Source organism: Mycobacterium sp. NGS18 (genome assembly GCF_059813185.1).
The window spans coordinates 74,850-92,121 of the sequence record NZ_JCALEC010000001.1 but is presented as its reverse complement, the minus strand read 5'-3'; the positions used below and the strand labels follow the sequence as shown (position 1 = coordinate 92,121).

Below are 17,272 nucleotides of genomic sequence, written 5' to 3'. Positions count from 1 at the left end.
ATCCTGCCACTCTCCAGCAGGGCTGTCCGATCGGATCGACTCGTGGAGAGCTGCTGTGACCCTCAACCCGAACCCGCCCGTGCGCTCGAGCGTCGCGCCGGTCATCGACTACGAACCACCGGCGCGCGCGGCGGTTCCGTGCCGGCCCGTACCGCCGGTATCGGCGCCCTCGTCGCGGCCGGGCCGCGGGCATCCGCCGGGACTGTGGCCGCACCGGCCGGCGCGAGGCGGGCTGGCCGGCCCACTGCAGTCGGCCGCGGTCTTCGCCGACGCCGCGCTACGCCGGGTCCTGGAGGCGATCGATGGGCGTCGTCCAACGGCGCATCTGCATCCGCTGCTGGCCACCGGGCTGGCCGAATCGGTACTGGCGGCGCGGCCCGTCGACAGGGCCCGAGGCGGGCCGGCGACACTGCAGCGGGTGCGCGTGCAACAGGTCGATTCCGGCGGTTCAGCGAGCCTCGACGAAGGAGAGGCGAAGCTGGGACCGCCGCATGAACCCGCCGAGCCGACCAGCGCCGTCGAGGCGTTCGGCACCTACCGGCGTGGCCGGCGTACGCATGCGCTGGCCTGCCGCATCGAGCGGGTGGCCGGACCCGGCGCTGTGATGGCCTGGCAGATCGTCGCCCTGCACATCGGCTGAGGGCTTCGCGCTGGTTGCGGGCGGTCAGCTCTTGCGCGTCTTGGGCGGTTTGGGTCCGCGGCCTTCGCGGCGGGCCGCCTCCCGGCGCTCACGCCGCGATGCCGCACCCGCCGGCTGCAGGTCGCGGCTGCGCCGCACCTGCGCCGAGCCGTCCTCGTCGGGACCGGAGTAGGTCAGCCCCGCGGTACCGTCGGCGCCGTCGACGCCCTTGGCCCCGTTGGCGCCGTCGATTCCCTTGGCGCGCAACCCGAATTCCGCCAGCCCCTGCGGAGCGTCCACCGGTGCCACCGACGGCGCCGGTGCGGCCTCGACGGCGACGTTGAACAGGAAGCCGACCGATTCCTCTTTGAGCCCGTCGAGCATGCCGGTGAACATGTCGAAGCCCTCGCGCTGGTATTCCACCAGCGGGTCGCGCTGCGCCATCGCCCGCAGGCCGATGCCCTCCTTGAGGTAGTCCATCTCATAGAGGTGCTCGCGCCACTTGCGGTCCAGGACGGACAGCAGCACGCCGCGTTCCAGCTCCCGCATGGCGCCGGCCCCGGCGGTGCCGTCGACCTCGGCCTCGCGCGCGGCGTAGGCATTCTCGGCGTCGGCGAGCAGCGCCTCGAGCAGCTCCTCGCGGGTCAGGTCGTCAGCCTCACCGACGTCGGCGGCGTGCAGCAGTTCGTGGTAGTCGATGCCGACCGGGTACAGCGTCTTCAGCGCGGTCCACAATTGTTCGAGATCCCAGTCCTCGGCGTAGCCCTCGCCGGTGGCGCCGTTGACGTAGGCGGTGATCACGTCGACGAGCATGTCGTGGGCCTGCTCGGCCAGGTTCTCGCCGTCGAGGATCCGGCGACGCTCGGCGTAGATCACCTTTCGCTGCTGGTTCATCACCTCGTCGTACTTGAGGACGTTCTTGCGGATCTCGAAGTTCTGCTGCTCGACCTGGGTCTGGGCGCTCTTGATCGCCCGGTTGACCATCTTCGCCTCGATCGGCACGTCGTCGGGCAGGTTCAGCCGGGTCAGCAGTGACTCCAGTGCCGCACCGTTGAACCGGCGCATCAACTCGTCACCCAGCGACAGATAGAACCGCGACTCGCCGGGGTCGCCCTGGCGGCCGGACCGGCCGCGCAGCTGGTTGTCGATCCGCCGCGACTCGTGCCGCTCGGTGCCCAGCACGTACAGACCGCCGGCCTCGATCACTTCCTTGGCCTCGGCGGCCGCCTCCGCCTTGATCGCGGTGAGCGTCTCGTCCCAGGCGGCCTCGTACTCCTCGGGGGTTTCGACCGGGTCCAGGCCCTGGTTGCGCAGCTTCTGGTCGGCCAGAAAGTCCGGGTTGCCGCCGAGCACGATGTCGGTGCCGCGGCCGGCCATGTTGGTCGCCACGGTGATCGCACCGCGCCGGCCCGCCTCGGCGATGATGTGCGCCTCGCGCTCATGCTGCTTGGCGTTGAGCACATTGTGCGGGACGCGCCGCTTGGTCAGCTGCTTGGACAGGTACTCCGAGCGCTCGACGCTGGTGGTGCCGATCAGCACCGGCTGACCCTTCTCGTAGCGTTCGGCCAGGTCGTCGACGACCGCGGCGAACTTGGCCTCCTCGGTCTTGTAGATGAGGTCGATCTGGTCGGTGCGCGCCATCGGCTTGTTGGTCGGGATCGGCACCACGCCCAGCTTGTAGATCTCGTGCAGCTCGGCGGCTTCGGTCTCGGCGGTGCCGGTCATCCCGGCGAGTTTGTCGTAGAGCCGGAAGTAGTTCTGCAAGGTGATGGTGGCCAGCGTCTGGTTCTCGGCCTTGATCTCCACCTGCTCCTTGGCCTCGATGGCCTGGTGCATGCCCTCGTTGTAGCGCCGCCCGACCAGCACCCGGCCGGTGAAGTCGTCGACGATGAACACCTCGCCGTTGCGGACGATGTAGTCCTTGTCGCGGTTGAACAGCTCTTTGGCCTTCAGGGCGTTGTTGAGGTAGCTGACCAGCGGCGAGTTGGCTGCCTCGTAGAGGTTGTCGATGCCCAGCTGGTCCTCGACGAACTCCACCCCGAGCTCGTGCACACCGATGGTGCGCTTGCGCAGGTCCACCTCATAGTGGACGTCTTTTTCCATCAGCGGCACGATCCGGGCGAACTCGGTGTACCAGTTGGAGGCGCCATCGGCCGGCCCGGAGATGATCAGCGGGGTGCGCGCCTCGTCGATCAGGATCGAGTCCACCTCGTCGACGATGGCGAAGTTGTGCGGGCGCTGCACCAGCTGCTCCAGCGAATGCGCCATGTTGTCGCGCAGGTAGTCGAAGCCGAACTCGTTGTTGGTGCCGTAGGTGACGTCGGCGTTGTAGGCGACCCGCCGCTCGTCGGGGGTCATCTGAGACAGGATCACCCCGACCTCCAGACCCAGGAAGCGGTGCACGCGGCCCATCCACTCGGCGTCGCGCTTGGCCAGGTAGTCGTTGACCGTGACGACGTGCACGCCCTTGCCGGAGATCGCGTTGAGGTAGGCCGGCAGCACACAGGTCAGGGTCTTGCCCTCACCGGTTTTCATCTCCGCGACGTTGCCGTAGTGCAGCGCCGCCCCACCCATCAGCTGCACGTGGAACGGCCGCTGGCTCAGCACCCGCCAGGCCGCCTCGCGAGCCACCGCGAACGCCTCCGGCAGCAGGTCATCGAGGGATTCGCCGCCTTCGTAGCGCTCCCGGAACTCGTCGGTCTTGGCCCGCAACTCCGCGTCGGTGAGCGCCTCGGCGTCTCCGGACAGCGTGTCGATGTAGTCGGCGACCTTCCTGAGCCGTTTGACCATGCGGCCTTCACCAAAACGCAGCAACTTGGACAGCACGGCTGGTCCCCTACTCAGTCTTCGGCATTAATCGAGCGTCACCCATGGTAGGTGACACTGTTGCAAGGGGCGGCCCCGCCGGGTTCCGGCGGTGTCATTCAAACGGCGTCACACCAAACGGATCAAGCCGTAGTCATAGGCGTGCCGGCGATAGACCACCGAGGGTTGGTCGGTCTGCTTGTCATGGAACAGGAAGAAGTCGTGCCCGACGAGCTCCATCTCATACAGCGCATCGTCGACGGACATCGGCGTCGCGGAGTGCTCCTTGGTGCGGACGATCTGGCCCGGTTCGTGGTCGTGGCCATCATGCAGCGCGCCGTCGGTGTGCCCGGACCCGTCGCGGTCCGGTTCGGCGATGCCGTCCCGGTTGAACGCCGCAGCCAGGAGTTCCGGATCCAGCGCGGTCGCCTCGGCCACCGAGACCGGAGTCTTGTCGCCGTAGGAGACGTTGCGGCGGCCTTTGCCTCGGCGCAGCCGGCTCTCCAGGCGGTCGATCGCGGCCTCGAAGGCGGCGTAGAAGCTGTTGGCACGGGCCTCGCCCCGGACCACCGGCCCGCGGCCGTGCGCGGTGATGTCGATCTGCTGGCAGGACTTTCGCTGCCGGCGGTTGTTCGCGTGCTTGAGCTCGACGTCGAACAGGCGAATGGAACGGTCCAGCCGCTCCAGGCGGGCCAGCTTCTGCGAGACATAGACCCGAAAGTGGTCCGGTATCTCGACGTTGCGGCCCTTGACCACGATTTCGGCGCCCGACTGATCGAGGCTCTCGTCGGCATCGACCGGCGCACGGCTGGTTTCCACGAATTGACTTACCATGCTCGACACTCTTTTCTCGTCGTCTCGACCACGTACTCACGGTTCCCGTCCTTGATGACGACCGTAGCCATGCCGCCGGATACGTGCCACTGCTTTGACGGACCCGTTGCGAGTTGGTGGCCGCACCGCCATCAAGCCGCCGCGATCACCAATGCGGCGGCCACCGCAACACCGCCGGAACGCAGCACCCGCACCGACTCGGCCAGGGTGGCGCCGGTGGTGACGACGTCGTCGACGATCAGTACGTCACCGGGGGGCAGCCGGCGCCGGCTCAGCACCACCCGGCCGTCGACGTTGCGTTCGCGGGCGCCGCTGCCCAGCCCGACCGAGTCCCGGGTCAGTGCCCGCATCCGCAGCGCCGGCGCCACCGTGAGGCCTGGAAGCCGGGCCGACGCCGCGGCCGCGATCCGCCCGATCGGGTCACCGCCGCGGCGGCGGGCGGCACTGCGCCGGGTGGGCGCGGGAATGATCGTCAGCGGCAGGTCGAGCATCCCCCAGCACAGCAACCGGTACAGCGCGACGGCCAGCGGTAGAGCCAGCGGCGCGATCAGGTCGGTGCGCCCCCGCTCCTTCACCGCGACTATCGCCTGACGGCGGGCCCCGGCGTAGCGGCCCAGCGCGAACACCGGCACCTGCGGGTCGAGCCGCGGACTGGCCAGGCGGGGCTCGTCGGGCCCGACGGCGAGCTGCGCCGCGCAGCCGGCGCACCAACCGGTGGCCGGGGCGCCGCAGCCACCGCACTGCCGGGGAAGCACCAGATCCAACCCACCGTCGAGCATGCGCTCGAGACTGGCACCGGCCACCGACAACCGGCCCCTAAAAGTCGTGCTACGTCATGTCGTATTCGCATGTCAAGGGGCCTTTAGTCCGCAGTAGCAGCATCACCAAACGCCGAAACCGTGAGGTCCCTTACAGATTCACGAATTTTATTCCTCGATACTGTTAGCGTCGCCGTCCATGACCTCCAAACCAACGCAGTTGGACACGTCAGCAGAGCCCGAATCCGGTGGCGCCACGGCGTTGATCGGCAAAGGCTGGGCCCAAGGCGTGGCCCTGGTGATGATCTTCGGATTCCTGGTGATGGGCATCCTGGCCTACCGCACCTACACCGCATCGATGCCGATGCCGGACAAAGTGGTCACCGAGACCGGACAACAACTGTTCACCGGCGACGACATCACCCGCGGCCAAACCCTGTTCCAGGCCCGCGGACTGATGCAGTACGGCTCGGTGCTGGGCCACGGCGCCTACCTGGGCCCGGACTACACCGCCGAATACCTGCGGATGGCCACCGACAATGTCACCGGCCAGTTCGAGGCGCAGGGCGTGACCAGCCCGCACGACGATGTGGTCGCCGAGTTCCGGACCAACCGCTACAACGCCGACACCGGCACCCTGGTCTTCACCGACAAACAGGCCCGCGCGTTCACCGATATCCAGCGGCACTACGCCGACTATTTCGGCGAAGCCTCCACCAAATACGGCCTGCTGCCGCACATGATGACCGACCCGGGCGAGATCCGCGACGTGACCGCGTTCTTCGCCTGGACCGCGTGGGCGTCGGCGGCCGACCGGCCCGGCCACGCCTACAGCTACACCAACAACTGGCCCTCGGAGCCGCGCGTGGACAACGGCCCCACCGGATCGGTCGTGGTGTGGTCGGTGCTGTCCCTCATCGCGCTGCTCGGCGGGATCGGGATCATGTTCACCGTCTACGGCCGGTGGAGCCAGAACATCGGCTGGCACGGCGCCGAGACGACAAGGCTCGAGTTCCGTCAACCCGGCGAGGTGCCGCTGACCCGCTCCCAGCGGGCCGCGGTCTGGATCTTCGCCGTCGTCGCGGTGCTGTTCTTGATCCAGACACTGCTCGGCGGCGCCGTCGAGCACTACCGCGCGGACCTGGCGGAGTTCTACGGGATCGACCTCGCCAAGTTCCTGCCCTACAACCTGGCCCGCACCTGGCACCTGCAACTGTCGCTGTTCTGGACCGCCGCAGCGTTTTTGGCCGGCGGCATCTTCTTGGTGCCCTTCATCACCCGCCGCGAGCCCGCCAAGCAGTCGTGGCTGGTATACGGCCTGCTCGGAGCGCTCGCCGTGGTGGTCTTCGGGTCCCTGGGATTCGAGGCGCTGTCGATCTTCGGCAAGGTCGAGCCCGGCACCGTGCTGTCGCAGCAGTGGGAGTTCCTGGACCTGCCGCGGGTATTCCAGCTGTTGCTGATCGTCGGGTTGTTCCTGTGGATCTTCATCATCTGGCGCGGCATGCGCTCCAAGCTGGCCAGCACCTCGCGGATGAACCTGCCCTGGGTGTTCTTCTTCACCGGCCTGACCATCCCGGCCTTCTACGCGGTCAGCCTGCTCGCCGGCAGCGAGACGCACTTCTCGGTCGCCGACTTCTGGCGGTTCTGGATGGTGCACCTGTGGGTCGAGGACTTCCTGGAGCTGTTCACCACCGCGATGGTGGCCTACCTGTTCGTCCAGCTCGGGGTGGTGCGGGAGAAGGTTGCGCTGCTGGTGATCTTCCTCGACATCATCTTGTACTCCGCCGGCGGCGTGATCGGCACCATGCACCACCTGTACTTCTCCGGCACCCCGGTCGAACACATGGCGCTGGGTGCCTTCTTCTCCGCCGCCGAGGTCATCCCGCTGACCTTCTTGACCGTGGAGGCATGGGCATTCCTGCAGCTGGGCGCTCGCCAGGAAGCCGGCGGTGAGCACAACTTCCCGGCGCGCTGGGCGGTGATGTTCTTGGTCGCGGTCGGGTTCTGGAACTTCTTGGGCGCGGGCATCTTCGGCTTCCTGATCAACCTTCCGGTGGTGTCCTACTACGAGATCGGCACCGCGCTGACCGCCAACCACGCGCACGCGGCGATGTTCGGGGTGTACGGCATGCTCGCGGTGGCCCTGGCGATGTTCGCCTTCCGGTATGTGATCCCGGCGGACAAGTGGCCGAACAAGCTGGCCCGGCTGTCGTTCTGGTGCATGAACATCGGCCTGGCCTGGATGGTGTTCGTCACCCTGCTGCCGCTGGGTGTGCTGCAGTTGTTCCACTCGGTCAACGCCGGCTACTTCGAAGCGCGGTCGCTGGGTTACATCACTCAGCCGGGCAACGCCGTGTTGGAGTGGCTGCGGTTGCCAGGCGATGCGATCCTGATCGTCGGCGGCGTCGTGCCGTTCTGCTGGATCGCCTGGATTGCACTGCGGCACTTCCGTTCCGGTCAGACCGTCGACGAGTTGCCGGAGCACGCGCTGTACACCTCGGTGGCGACCGACGCGACCGAGACCGAAGCCGCGACACAGGGCTGATCGACGATGACGATGCCGGGAGCATGGGTGTGGCTGATGTCGGGCTACGCGCTGCTCCTGCTCGCCTTCGCGTGGGGCTTCGACGGCATGGCCAAGCGGACCTCCGATCGCGCCGCCCAGTGGCGCACCGGAAAGTTCACCTACCACGAAGATCACGACGCCTGGAAATGCCCGGAGGACCAGTGGCTCTGGCCGACCTCGTTCGACCCGGACAACCGGGTGATGCGGTACCAGGCCACGCCGTCGATCTGCAACGCCTGCCCGGTCAAGGACACCTGCACCACGTCGAATCATGGTCGGCAGATCAGCCGGCCGGTCGACCCCTGGCCGCATTCCGAGGCGGGCCGGTTCCACCGTGGCATCGCCTGCGCGGTGGCCGGATTCGGGGTGGTGATGCCGCTGGCGGCACTGATCGGCAACCACCGGCCCGCCGATGTGCTGGTGCTGGCCGCAGCGATCCTGATCGTGCTCGCCGGCGGCTCCCCACTGCTCCGCCATCTGTGGAACACTCCCTCAAACCCCCCACAGGACGCCCCGCACGACAGACCGCACCGGATCGACCCGCAGGCGCAGCTCGACCAGGTCGAAGCGGCCATCGACCGATACTCCACCCGCTGGGGCGGCTTTTCGAACTCGAGGAGGCAGCGCGTCAATGAGTGAGGGCCTGATCACCGTGGCGGTGATCGTGATCGCGGTACTGGCTGCGCTCGCCTACTTCTCGATCCACGTTTTGCGGGAATACGAGCGGGGCGTCGTCTTCCGGGTCGGGCATGCCCGCCCCCTGTATCAGCCGGGACTGCGGATCCTGGTTCCGCTGGTGGACAAGATGATCCGCGTCGACCAGCGGGTGGTGACGCTGACGATCCCCCCGCAGGAGGTGATCACCCGCGACAACGTGCCCGCCCGGGTGAACGCGGTGGTGATGTTCCAGGTGGTCGATCCGCTCAAAGCGATTCTCGCGGTGGAGAACTACGCGGTGGCCACCTCCCAGATCGCCCAGACCACCCTGCGCTCGCTGCTGGGCCGGGCCGATCTGGACACCCTGCTGGCGCACCGAGACGACCTCAACGCCGACCTGCGCACCATCATCGACACCCAGACCGAGCCGTGGGGCGTGCAGGTCCGGGTGGTCGAGATCAAGGACGTGGAGATCCCGGAGTCGATGCAGCGCGCGATGGCCCGCGAAGCCGAGGCCGAGCGCGAACGGCGCGCGAAGGTGATCAACGCCCGCGGTGAGCTCCAGGCCTCCGAGGAACTGAGCCAGGCCGCCGAGACGCTGTCGCGCAATCCCGCGTCGCTGCAACTGCGTTACCTGCAAACCCTTTTGGAGCTCGGCGCCGACCAGAACTCCACCGTGGTCTTCCCGCTGCCGGTGGACATCATCACCCCGTTTCTGGGGGGCGGCGCACCCAGACGCTGAGATGGACCAATGGCCCTGCTCTCGGCGTGTCGGCGCGGTTACCCTGGGCAGTGCCGGGCGCGGTCGACGTCCGGCCGGCCAGTCGGGAGCCATCATGGGTGATCGGGAGTCAACACAGGCGGTCGTCGTCGGTATCGACGGGTCGCCGGCCGCGCACAGCGCCGCGGTCTGGGCGGCCGGCGAAGCGGCCGATCGGAACCTGCCGCTGAAGCTGGTCTATGTCATCCATTCGGCCGGCGATCCGGCCGAACCCCCCGACCCGCAGGCCGCCGCCTCCAGCGCGCTGTCGCAGGCCCGCCAGGCGGCCCGGGCCACCGCCGGCGTGCAAGTCCAAACCGAGGCGCTGCACGGAAACCCGCTCGCCACCTTGATCGAACTGTCCCACTCGGCGGCAATGGTCGTGGTGGGATCGGTCGGGGTGGCCCACACCTGCCATCGCGCCGGTTCGACCGCCGCCGCGCTGGCCGGATCGACCGACTGCCCGGTGGCCGTGATCCGCGGCCCCGGCACTCCCCGACACGACGGGGCGATCGTTGCCGAAATCGATGCGTCACCGGACAATAAGACCGTGCTGGGATGGGCCAGGGCCGAAGCCGAGCTGCGTCACGCGCCGCTGCAGCTGGTCACCTCCGGTGACGTCGAGGGCTACCTCGCCGCGCACGCCGAGTCGATCCAGCTGTTCGTCTCGGGAACTCGCGATCGGCGCAGCCTGGGCTGGGCCGGCGGCACCGGCGGCTGTTCGGTGCTCACCGTCGGCGGGACGCCGCGATGACCGCCGCGGCGAAAGGGCGCGCCACCGTCACGGTCTTTCTGGTCGACGATCACGAAGTGGTGCGCCGCGGCCTGATCGACCTGCTCGGCGCCGATCCGGAACTCGACGTCGTCGGCGAGGCCGGATCGGTCGCCGAGGCGCTGGCGCGCATCCCGGCCCTGCGGCCCGACGTGGCGGTGCTCGACGTACGCCTGCCGGACGGCAACGGCATCGAGCTGTGCCGTGATCTGCTGTCCCGCATGCCGGAGCTGCGCTGCCTGATCCTCACCTCGTTCACCTCCGACGAGGCGATGCTCGATGCCATCCTGGCCGGTGCCAGCGGCTACATCGTCAAGGACATCAAGGGCATGGAGCTGGCCCGCGCCGTCAAGGACGTCGGCGCCGGACGCTCGCTGCTCGACAACCGTGCCGCCGCCGCACTGATGGCCAAACTGCGCGGCGCCACCGCCAAGCCCGACCCGCTGTCGGGGCTGTCCGAACAGGAACGCATCCTGCTGGGCCTGCTCGCCGAAGGCCTGACCAACAAGCAGATCGCCGACCGGATGTTCCTGGCGGAGAAAACCGTGAAGAACTACGTGTCGCGACTGCTGGCCAAGCTGGGCATGGAACGCCGAACCCAGGCCGCCGTCTTCGCCACCAAACTCGAGCGCTCGCGGAATGTCTGACGACGCATCCCCCGACGGCCCGGGCCCCCTGCGCGACACGCTGTCCCAGTTGCGGCTACGCGAACTGCTGGTCGGAGTGCAGGACCGGGTCGAGCAGATCGTGGAGGGCCGCGACCGCCTCGACGGTCTCCTGGCGGCGATGCTGGTGGTCACCTCCGGGCTGGAGCTCGACGCCACACTGCGCTCCATCGTGCAGACCGCCACCAACCTGGTCGAGGCCAAATACGGTGCGCTGGAAGTGCACGACCACGACCGCCGGATGCGGGAGTTCGTTTACGAGGGCATCGACGACGACACCTTCGCGCGGATCGGGCGGCTGCCCGAAGGCATGGGCGTGGTGGGCCTGCTGATCGACGAACCCCGCCCGCTGCGCCTCGATGACCTCACCAAACACCCTGCGTCGGTGGGGTTTCCGTCATACCACCCGATAATGCGCACCTTCCTCGGCGTGCCGGTGGGGGTGCAGGACGAGGTCTTCGGCAATCTGTATCTCACCGAGAAGGCCAATGGGCTGCCGTTCAGCGAGGATGACGAAGTGCTGGTGCAGGCACTGGCGGCCGCCGCCGGGATCGCCATCGCCAACGCCCGGTTGTACGCACAGGCCAAGGCGCGCCAATCCTGGATCGAATCCACCCGTGACATCGCCACTGAACTGTTGTCCGGAACGGATCCCAGCACGGTGTTCCGGCTGATCGCCGAGGAAGCCAGCAAGCTCACCGGCGCCGAGTCGGCGCTGGTGGCCATCCCGCTGGAAGCGGACACCTTCGACGCCGACGTCAAAGAACTCTTGGTGGTCGAAACCTTGGGCGCGGCAATGGAGATGATCGCCGGTGACACCATCCCGGTCACCGGGACCCCGGTCGGCGAGGCATTCGCCCGGCGCATGCCGCGCAAGGTGGACCGGCTGGGGTTGGCCGGCGTCGACGTGACCGGCCCGGCTCTGATCCTGCCGTTGCGCGCCGCGGACGCGGTGGCCGGCGTCGTCGTGGTGGCGCGAAACGGCTCCGCGAATCCGTTCAGTGTCGAACAACTCGACATGATGGCCGCGTTCGCCGACCAGGCCGCGTTGGCCTGGCAGTTGGCCACGTCGCAGCGCCGCATGCACGAACTCGACGTGGTCACCGACCGGGATCGCATCGCCCGCGACCTTCATGACCATGTGATCCAGCGACTGTTCGCCGTCGGATTGTCCTTGCAGGGCACCATTCCGCGGGCCCGCTCCGCCGCGGTGCAGCGCCGGTTGAGCGACGCGGTGGATGACCTGCAGGAGATCATCGGCGAGATCCGCACCACCATCTTCGATCTGCACGGGACCTCCTCGGCGGTGACCCGGCTGCGGCAGCGGCTGGACAACGCCGTCGCGCAGTTCTCCGGATCGGGGCTGCACACCACCGTGCAGTTCGTCGGCCCGCTGTCGGTGGTCGAACCGGCGCTGGCCGATCACGCCGAGGCAGTGGTCTCCGAGGCGGTCAGCAATGCGGTTCGGCATTCCGGCGCCACCGCGTTGAGCGTGCAGATCAAGGTCGAAGACGACCTGGCCATCGAGGTGACCGACAACGGCCGCGGGATGCCGGAGGTCATCACCCCCAGCGGCCTGGACAACCTGCGCCAGCGCGCCGCGCAGGCCGGCGGCGCCTTCAGCATCGAACCGGCCCCGGGCGGCGGCACCGTACTGCGCTGGTCCGCACCGCTGATGACGTAGCAGGCAGCCACTCCACGATGTCATCGAGGAAGCGTCGCGGGGTCGCCGGCAGCGGGTCGGCGTTGATCGGGGCCCAGCCCACCCGCAGCAACATCTGTGGATAGCCGCTGGTGCCGAAGACGTCGCGGCGTACCGCGGCGCGGGTTTCGGCGATCTCGAGTGGCTCGGTGACCGGGCAGCTGGCCAACCCCAGCGCCGTCGCGGTCAGCAACACCACGCTGGTGGCCTCACCGGCACGCAGTTGCGCCAGCCGGTCGTCGTCGTCGGTGCCCAACGCCAGCATCACCGCGCGGTCCTGGGCCGGACCGGCACCGGGCGGCTGGGCCAGCAGCGGGTCGGCGAACAGCCGCCCCGGAATCGGCGTGCCGGCACTCGGCGCCGGAACACTGCGTGCCGGGACGCCGGCCACCGACCCGTACCGACCGCTCCACCTCGCCAGCTCGGCGAGGTAGTCATAGTCGCTGCGGTGGGCGAAGACAGCTTGCGCCACAACCGCATTCAGCCGGTCGAACGCGTCGATTCGGCGCAGCATCACCCCCGCGCGGGCGGCGCGGGCACCCATCAGCGCAACGTCGGCCGCCGCCACCGGCCAGCCGCTGAAGTAGCGGCGGTCGGTGCGCCGCCGCGGTATCGCCGCAGCCAGTGCCACGTCAATCTGCTCGGGGACCTGTTCGGAAAGCCGCCCGGGAGCTGGCCCGAACAGTTCGATCGACGCCAGGTGCTCGGGGTGGGCCGGATCGGGCAGCCGGTGGACCTTGCTGCGCCAACCCAGCGCGGCGAGGGCGACCACGCAATGGTGCAGCGCCGCGCCGCAACTCAGGATCAGACCGCGGCCGTCGGGATCCACGCTGCGCAGGTGCAGGCCGAGGTCGGCGAACAGCTCCAGCCGAGGCGGCTGTGTCGCCGTCTGCACCCGCCAGCGCCACGGCTGGGAATTGTGCACCGACGGTGCGCGGATCGCCAGCTCAAGCGCAGTGCGAACGGTCTCTCGGACGGCCGCGGGGTCCGGGTAGCCGGCAGGCTGGTCATCCATGATCCGGCCCCCATTCTTCCGGCACGGTCTTGAGCCGATCTGGCACCGAACCCAAGGACCCGTGACTTTTTCACCATGCTCCTGGGCCGGTAGGTCCGCACAGGGCAGGAAGGCCCCGGCTGGAAAGGACTTTGGGCCACCGGGTCGCAAGCGTCGGTGAGTAGGGACTTCTGGCCCTGCCGGCCCCGGCCGGTGCGGGCGGATCATAAGGAGCGGACGCAGGCGGGAGGTCCGCATCATGGAGCAACTGACCACACTGGACGCGGGTTTTCTGGAGGCCGAGGACTCCGACCGCCACATCAGCCTGGCGATCGGCGGCCTGGTCATCTTGGAAGGGCCGCCGCCGGATTACGCCGCCCTGGTCTCCGCGTTGGGTGCGCGGATCAGCGGCTGCCGGCGGTTCGGCCAGAAACTGCTGGTGCACCCGTTCGACCTGGCGCCGCCGCAGTGGGTGGCCGATCCCGACTTCGACATGGCGCATCACCTGCGGCGAGTCGCGCTGCCGGACCCGGGCGGCGACGCCGAACTGTTCGGCTTCGTCGCCGACCAGATGGCACGCCGGCTGGATAGGGATCGGCCGCTGTGGCACATCTGGGTGATCGAGGGGCTGACCGGCGACCGGTGGGCCATGCTGGTCAAAATTCACCACTGTATCGGCGACGGGATCGCGACCTCGCACCTGTTCACCGGGCTCTGCGATGAAAGCGGCGACCTCGGCGACGGGGTGGCGAGTTTCGCCGGCCACCTTCGGGGCTCGCACGAATCGCATTCGGGCGAATGGCATTTCGGGCTTCCCGCCGTGAATACCAGCCCGGCGGCCTGGGCCGCCGATCTGTGGAATGTGTCGACCGCGATCAGCGCCGCGGCCCTACGGGCCGCCCGCGGCACCGTCGAGTTGTCGGCCGGGCTGCTGCACCAGGGCACCCCCACCTCGTTGAACGGACCGATGAGCGCGATGCGCCGGTACAGCTCGGCGAAGGTATCGCTCGCCGACGTCCACCAGATCTGTCAGGCGTTCGACGTGACCCTCAACGATGTCGCGCTGGCCGGTTTGACCGAGGCCTACCGCGGCATGCTGCACCGCCGCGGCGAACGCCCGCTGCCCGAAACGCTGCGCACGTTGGTGCCGGTGTCCACCCGCGGCGGCGACGCCGTCGACGCGACCGACAACCGGGTGTCGGTGATGCTGCCCTACCTGCCGGTGGAGGAGGACAACCCGGTGCGGCGGCTGAAACTGGTGCACGCGCGGCTGAGCCGAACCAAGCGCACCGGGCAGCGCCAAGCCGGCAGTGCGTTCGTCTCGGCGGCCAACCACATTCCGTTCCCGCTGACCGCATGGGCGGTGCGGCTGTTGACGCGGCTGCCTCAACAGGGCGTCACCACCATCGCGACCAATGTGCCGGGTCCGTCGCAGACCCTGCACATCATGGGCCGCACGGTGCTCGACGTGCTCCCGGTGCCGCCGATCGCGCTGCAGCTGCGTACCGGGGTGGCGATGCTGAGCTACGCCGAGAGCCTGTTCTTCGGCGTACTGGCCGATTACGACACCATGCCCGACGTCGACGAATTCGCCCGCAGCATCGAGACGGCGGTGGCCCGGCTGGTGGCCGCCGCCAAGCGGCGCAAGACTAACCGGGAGCACGCCGAACACCGGCGCCCGTCACTGGTGGCGACGGGATAGGCGAAGATCCGCAGTATCGCCGATCAACCTGCGTTACCGCCCTGCAACCGGGCATCCTTGTTGAACCGGCGAAGACGTCGTAGGCGCTTGGTTTACTGGGCTATCGAATGACCGGTATTCAGAAAGTTGGTGGCATGGCACCGTTCTCAGCAGACGTCGAACATCTGGTGACGACCATCAAATCGACCATCACAATCCGCAAATCGCCAGGTGGCTGGCCTCAAAGCATCGAACTCGCGTTGATCGATGCCGCTCTGTCGATCCGCGCGCGATACGGCGTCACTGCGGACACCGGCGTCCGCGGCTCGCTCAAGCGGTACCAGGCCGCATCGGGACGCACTGAGTGGGACGACCTGGAAATTCTAGCGGATATCGAACCGACACAATTGTCGGAGACACTCGCCAACCGGCAGAAGACGGGCGGCGTCCTCAAGGTTGAGGCGATCGTCAACTGCGCTAGGCGGCTCAGCGAAGCTGGCGTAAGGCACGCAACCGATGTCGACCGGAATTCTCCCGAGCAGAAGATCGCCTACTGCGGCACTGTCGGTCTTGGCCCAGTTACCTGGTCCTATTTCCTCATGCTCCTTGGTACCGATGGAGTCAAACCCGACACTCTAGTTACCCGATTCGTCAGTGAGGCCATCGGAGGGCGCCCGGGCCCTGACGCCGTTACCGCGTTGGTGTCGGCAGCTGCCGAACAGCTTGAAATGTCCAGCTCCGACCTCGATCATTCCATCTGGCGGCACATGAGCAACCCCCGCCGCAGCTAGAGCTTGGTTGCCGAGTTTCCGCCCGGTCCGGAGACAAGCAACGCGCTCAACCAGCGGTATACGCTTGGCGCGCAACCTGAAAGAAATGCCCGGTTCGGTCGTCGTTGCATGTGACACCGGCATCGATATGAGTTACGCAGGTGATGCTGCCTGCCGACAGTGGCTTTCCGTACTGCTGAACGGGAAGACCAAAATCGCCCAACCCGGCAGCACACGCTATAGATGGCGACTGGCCTTCGGTCATGTCGAACCGATGCGGATCTTCGGGTGCGCAGCCCGGACTCAACGACTCTGGGGCGGCGTACGTGTGTTCTCGGATTACGCAGCTCACTGTGGCCGGACTCACCAGACCATCCAGGAGACAGCCGATATTTCCCGACGGGGATTGGAATCCCCACCGCAACTGATTGTCGCTCCGTTCAGGTATCCGTTGCGTGGTTGATCGCTGTTCTGGTACCGGTTGCGCCGAAGGCAATCCCGGCCGGGATGGAGGTGCCGTCCGAGTAGTGACCGTCGGACGTGATCCTACGACGGAGGATTCCGAGTACCGGTCGCCTTGAAGGATCGCAACTACCACCCCAACGGCCAACACTGTCAATGCCACCGCAACGCTCGTGAACGTAGCAAATCGGAGGTTTGCAGGGCCACCCATCGCCCTGTAGTCAGGGTGTCCCTGTGGCGATATCACCGCTCCTCGTTAGAAATAGCTGGACTGCCACTGTCCCCTGCTCCATCACTGTCCGACAATGCCTGCAATGCCGAGCCCAGTGGCGCGAAAGGGCTGACCGCGAGCAGATCCCGATGCGGCGCCAGGCGAACGGTGGCCGGATCTACACATCGAGGAGCGCGGAGATCCGGCAATTCCCCTCGCCCAGGAAATTGCATCGGCGCATTCTCCATCACCGCCTCTATCGATTGCCGAATCGCGATATCTTCGCAATTCACAGACCAACCCGGAGCTGGCGCAGTCAGAGGATCTACCCCGAACAGGTCAATCCTCCTGGCGCGCAATCTATTTGCCATCGCTTCTTCAGCCCGGGCAAAATTGGGATCGTCAAACAGCGATGTCCAGGTGAGCGCACCAGCCGAGACGGCAAGCAAGATCAGTATCACCCAGTACCAGCCATCGAACACCCGCCCCACCATGTCCGTGACGACAACCAACAAAAAGAATGCGGTCGCGCCACCTAGCAGGATCGGGTTGAGCGCCTTCTTGACGGCCACCGGTACTGGCCTCGGCAGATAGCGATTAGTGGTGACCTGCTGCCGCTCCTGCGGTGGCACAGCAGCACCGACCTCGGCGGCCCAGACGCCTTGCCAAGCCTCGTCAAAAGCACGTATCGCGGCGAGCAGATCGGACGCCTTCGTGTACCACGCCGAAAAATCCACACCCGCCGGCGACTGGAGCCACATCTTGAAGCGGTACTGACGTTCCTCAGCGAGCTGCTGATGCCGCAGATCGAGAAGTTCCCTGTTCTGAGAGATGATCCGCTGGTGCTGGAGGAGCTGTGCAGCGTTGAGCGCATTCGCCAAGTCTGATTTGCGATTCAGTCGCCTCAACTGATCAATGTACGGTTCCTGCGCCACCGACAGCTATCCCCTCTGCGTAGTTACCTGACCATAATGCCGACCTACATCGATCAAGCAAGCCAGACGAGCAGATCGGAG

14 protein-coding genes are annotated in these 17,272 nt (G+C 67.3%); 9 read left to right on the top strand and 5 right to left on the bottom strand.

Features of this window, described 5'->3' with window-relative positions; genetic code table 11:
• Nucleotides 1-55 precede the first annotated feature (55 nt).
• A complete protein-coding gene (locus tag AC5Y31_RS00455) occupies nt 56-640 on the top strand; it encodes an Rv3235 family protein (protein WP_499977385.1) in 585 nt (194 codons plus the stop codon).
• Between the two features lie 24 nt (nt 641-664).
• Here AC5Y31_RS00455 and secA read toward each other — a convergent pair whose 3' ends face one another.
• The 3 genes from secA to AC5Y31_RS00440 form a co-directional block, all read right to left on the bottom strand.
• Nucleotides 665-3,445 carry a preprotein translocase subunit SecA gene (gene secA / locus AC5Y31_RS00450; RefSeq protein ID WP_499977384.1) on the bottom strand — a complete coding sequence of 927 codons (2,781 nt, stop codon included), beginning with the start codon at nt 3,443-3,445 and terminating at the stop codon, nt 665-667.
• A 108-nt stretch (nt 3,446-3,553) separates the two neighbouring features.
• A complete protein-coding gene (gene hpf, locus AC5Y31_RS00445; protein ID WP_082966436.1) occupies nt 3,554-4,258 on the bottom strand; it encodes a ribosome hibernation-promoting factor, HPF/YfiA family in 705 nt (234 codons plus the stop codon).
• A gap of 131 nt (nt 4,259-4,389) precedes the next feature.
• Nucleotides 4,390-5,037 carry a ComF family protein gene (locus AC5Y31_RS00440; RefSeq protein ID WP_065024648.1) on the bottom strand — a complete coding sequence of 216 codons (648 nt, stop codon included), beginning with the start codon at nt 5,035-5,037 and terminating at the stop codon, nt 4,390-4,392.
• A 178-nt stretch (nt 5,038-5,215) separates the two neighbouring features.
• On the opposite strand from AC5Y31_RS00440, the gene AC5Y31_RS00435 reads away from it, so the two are divergent.
• The 6 genes from AC5Y31_RS00435 (at nt 5,216) to AC5Y31_RS00410 (ending at nt 12,120) form a co-directional block, all read left to right on the top strand.
• The gene (locus AC5Y31_RS00435) at nt 5,216-7,561 is read left to right on the top strand and encodes a nitric-oxide reductase large subunit (RefSeq protein WP_499977383.1); all 2,346 of its coding nucleotides are present in this window, start codon (nt 5,216-5,218) and stop codon (nt 7,559-7,561) included.
• 6 nt (nt 7,562-7,567) lie between these two features.
• Complete coding sequence (locus AC5Y31_RS00430) at nt 7,568-8,221, top strand: hypothetical protein (RefSeq protein WP_499977382.1); 654 nt, start codon at nt 7,568-7,570, stop codon at nt 8,219-8,221.
• Nucleotides 8,214-8,981: a slipin family protein gene (locus AC5Y31_RS00425; protein ID WP_065024645.1), complete on the top strand. Its 768-nt coding sequence runs from the start codon at nt 8,214-8,216 to the stop codon at nt 8,979-8,981. Before AC5Y31_RS00430 ends, AC5Y31_RS00425 begins: the two co-directional genes overlap by 8 nt.
• Nucleotides 8,982-9,075: 94 nt before the next feature.
• The gene (locus tag AC5Y31_RS00420; RefSeq protein WP_499977381.1) at nt 9,076-9,753 is read left to right on the top strand and encodes a universal stress protein; all 678 of its coding nucleotides are present in this window, start codon (nt 9,076-9,078) and stop codon (nt 9,751-9,753) included.
• Nucleotides 9,750-10,418, top strand: coding sequence for a hypoxia response regulator transcription factor DosR/DevR (dosR, locus tag AC5Y31_RS00415; protein WP_065024643.1), 669 nt, complete (start codon nt 9,750-9,752; stop codon nt 10,416-10,418). The genes AC5Y31_RS00420 and dosR overlap by 4 nt, the downstream gene beginning before the upstream one ends.
• Complete coding sequence (locus AC5Y31_RS00410; RefSeq protein ID WP_301634282.1) at nt 10,411-12,120, top strand: GAF domain-containing sensor histidine kinase; 1,710 nt, start codon at nt 10,411-10,413, stop codon at nt 12,118-12,120. The genes dosR and AC5Y31_RS00410 overlap by 8 nt, the downstream gene beginning before the upstream one ends.
• On the opposite strand, the gene AC5Y31_RS00405 is transcribed toward AC5Y31_RS00410, so the two are convergent.
• Nucleotides 12,056-13,153 carry an Acg family FMN-binding oxidoreductase gene (locus AC5Y31_RS00405; protein ID WP_499977380.1) on the bottom strand — a complete coding sequence of 366 codons (1,098 nt, stop codon included), beginning with the start codon at nt 13,151-13,153 and terminating at the stop codon, nt 12,056-12,058. The two genes, AC5Y31_RS00410 and AC5Y31_RS00405, sit on opposite strands and share 65 nt — an antisense overlap.
• Before the next feature lie 238 nt (nt 13,154-13,391).
• Between AC5Y31_RS00405 and AC5Y31_RS00400 the strand changes: the two genes are divergently transcribed.
• A complete protein-coding gene (locus AC5Y31_RS00400; protein WP_499977379.1) occupies nt 13,392-14,834 on the top strand; it encodes a WS/DGAT/MGAT family O-acyltransferase in 1,443 nt (480 codons plus the stop codon).
• Between the two features lie 107 nt (nt 14,835-14,941).
• On the top strand, nt 14,942-15,604 hold the full coding sequence (locus AC5Y31_RS00395) for a DUF8548 family protein (protein WP_499977378.1): 663 nt from the start codon (nt 14,942-14,944) through the stop codon (nt 15,602-15,604).
• A gap of 684 nt (nt 15,605-16,288) precedes the next feature.
• On the opposite strand, the gene AC5Y31_RS00390 is transcribed toward AC5Y31_RS00395, so the two are convergent.
• Nucleotides 16,289-17,191 carry a hypothetical protein gene (locus AC5Y31_RS00390; RefSeq protein WP_499977377.1) on the bottom strand — a complete coding sequence of 301 codons (903 nt, stop codon included), beginning with the start codon at nt 17,189-17,191 and terminating at the stop codon, nt 16,289-16,291.
• Nucleotides 17,192-17,272 lie beyond the last annotated feature (81 nt).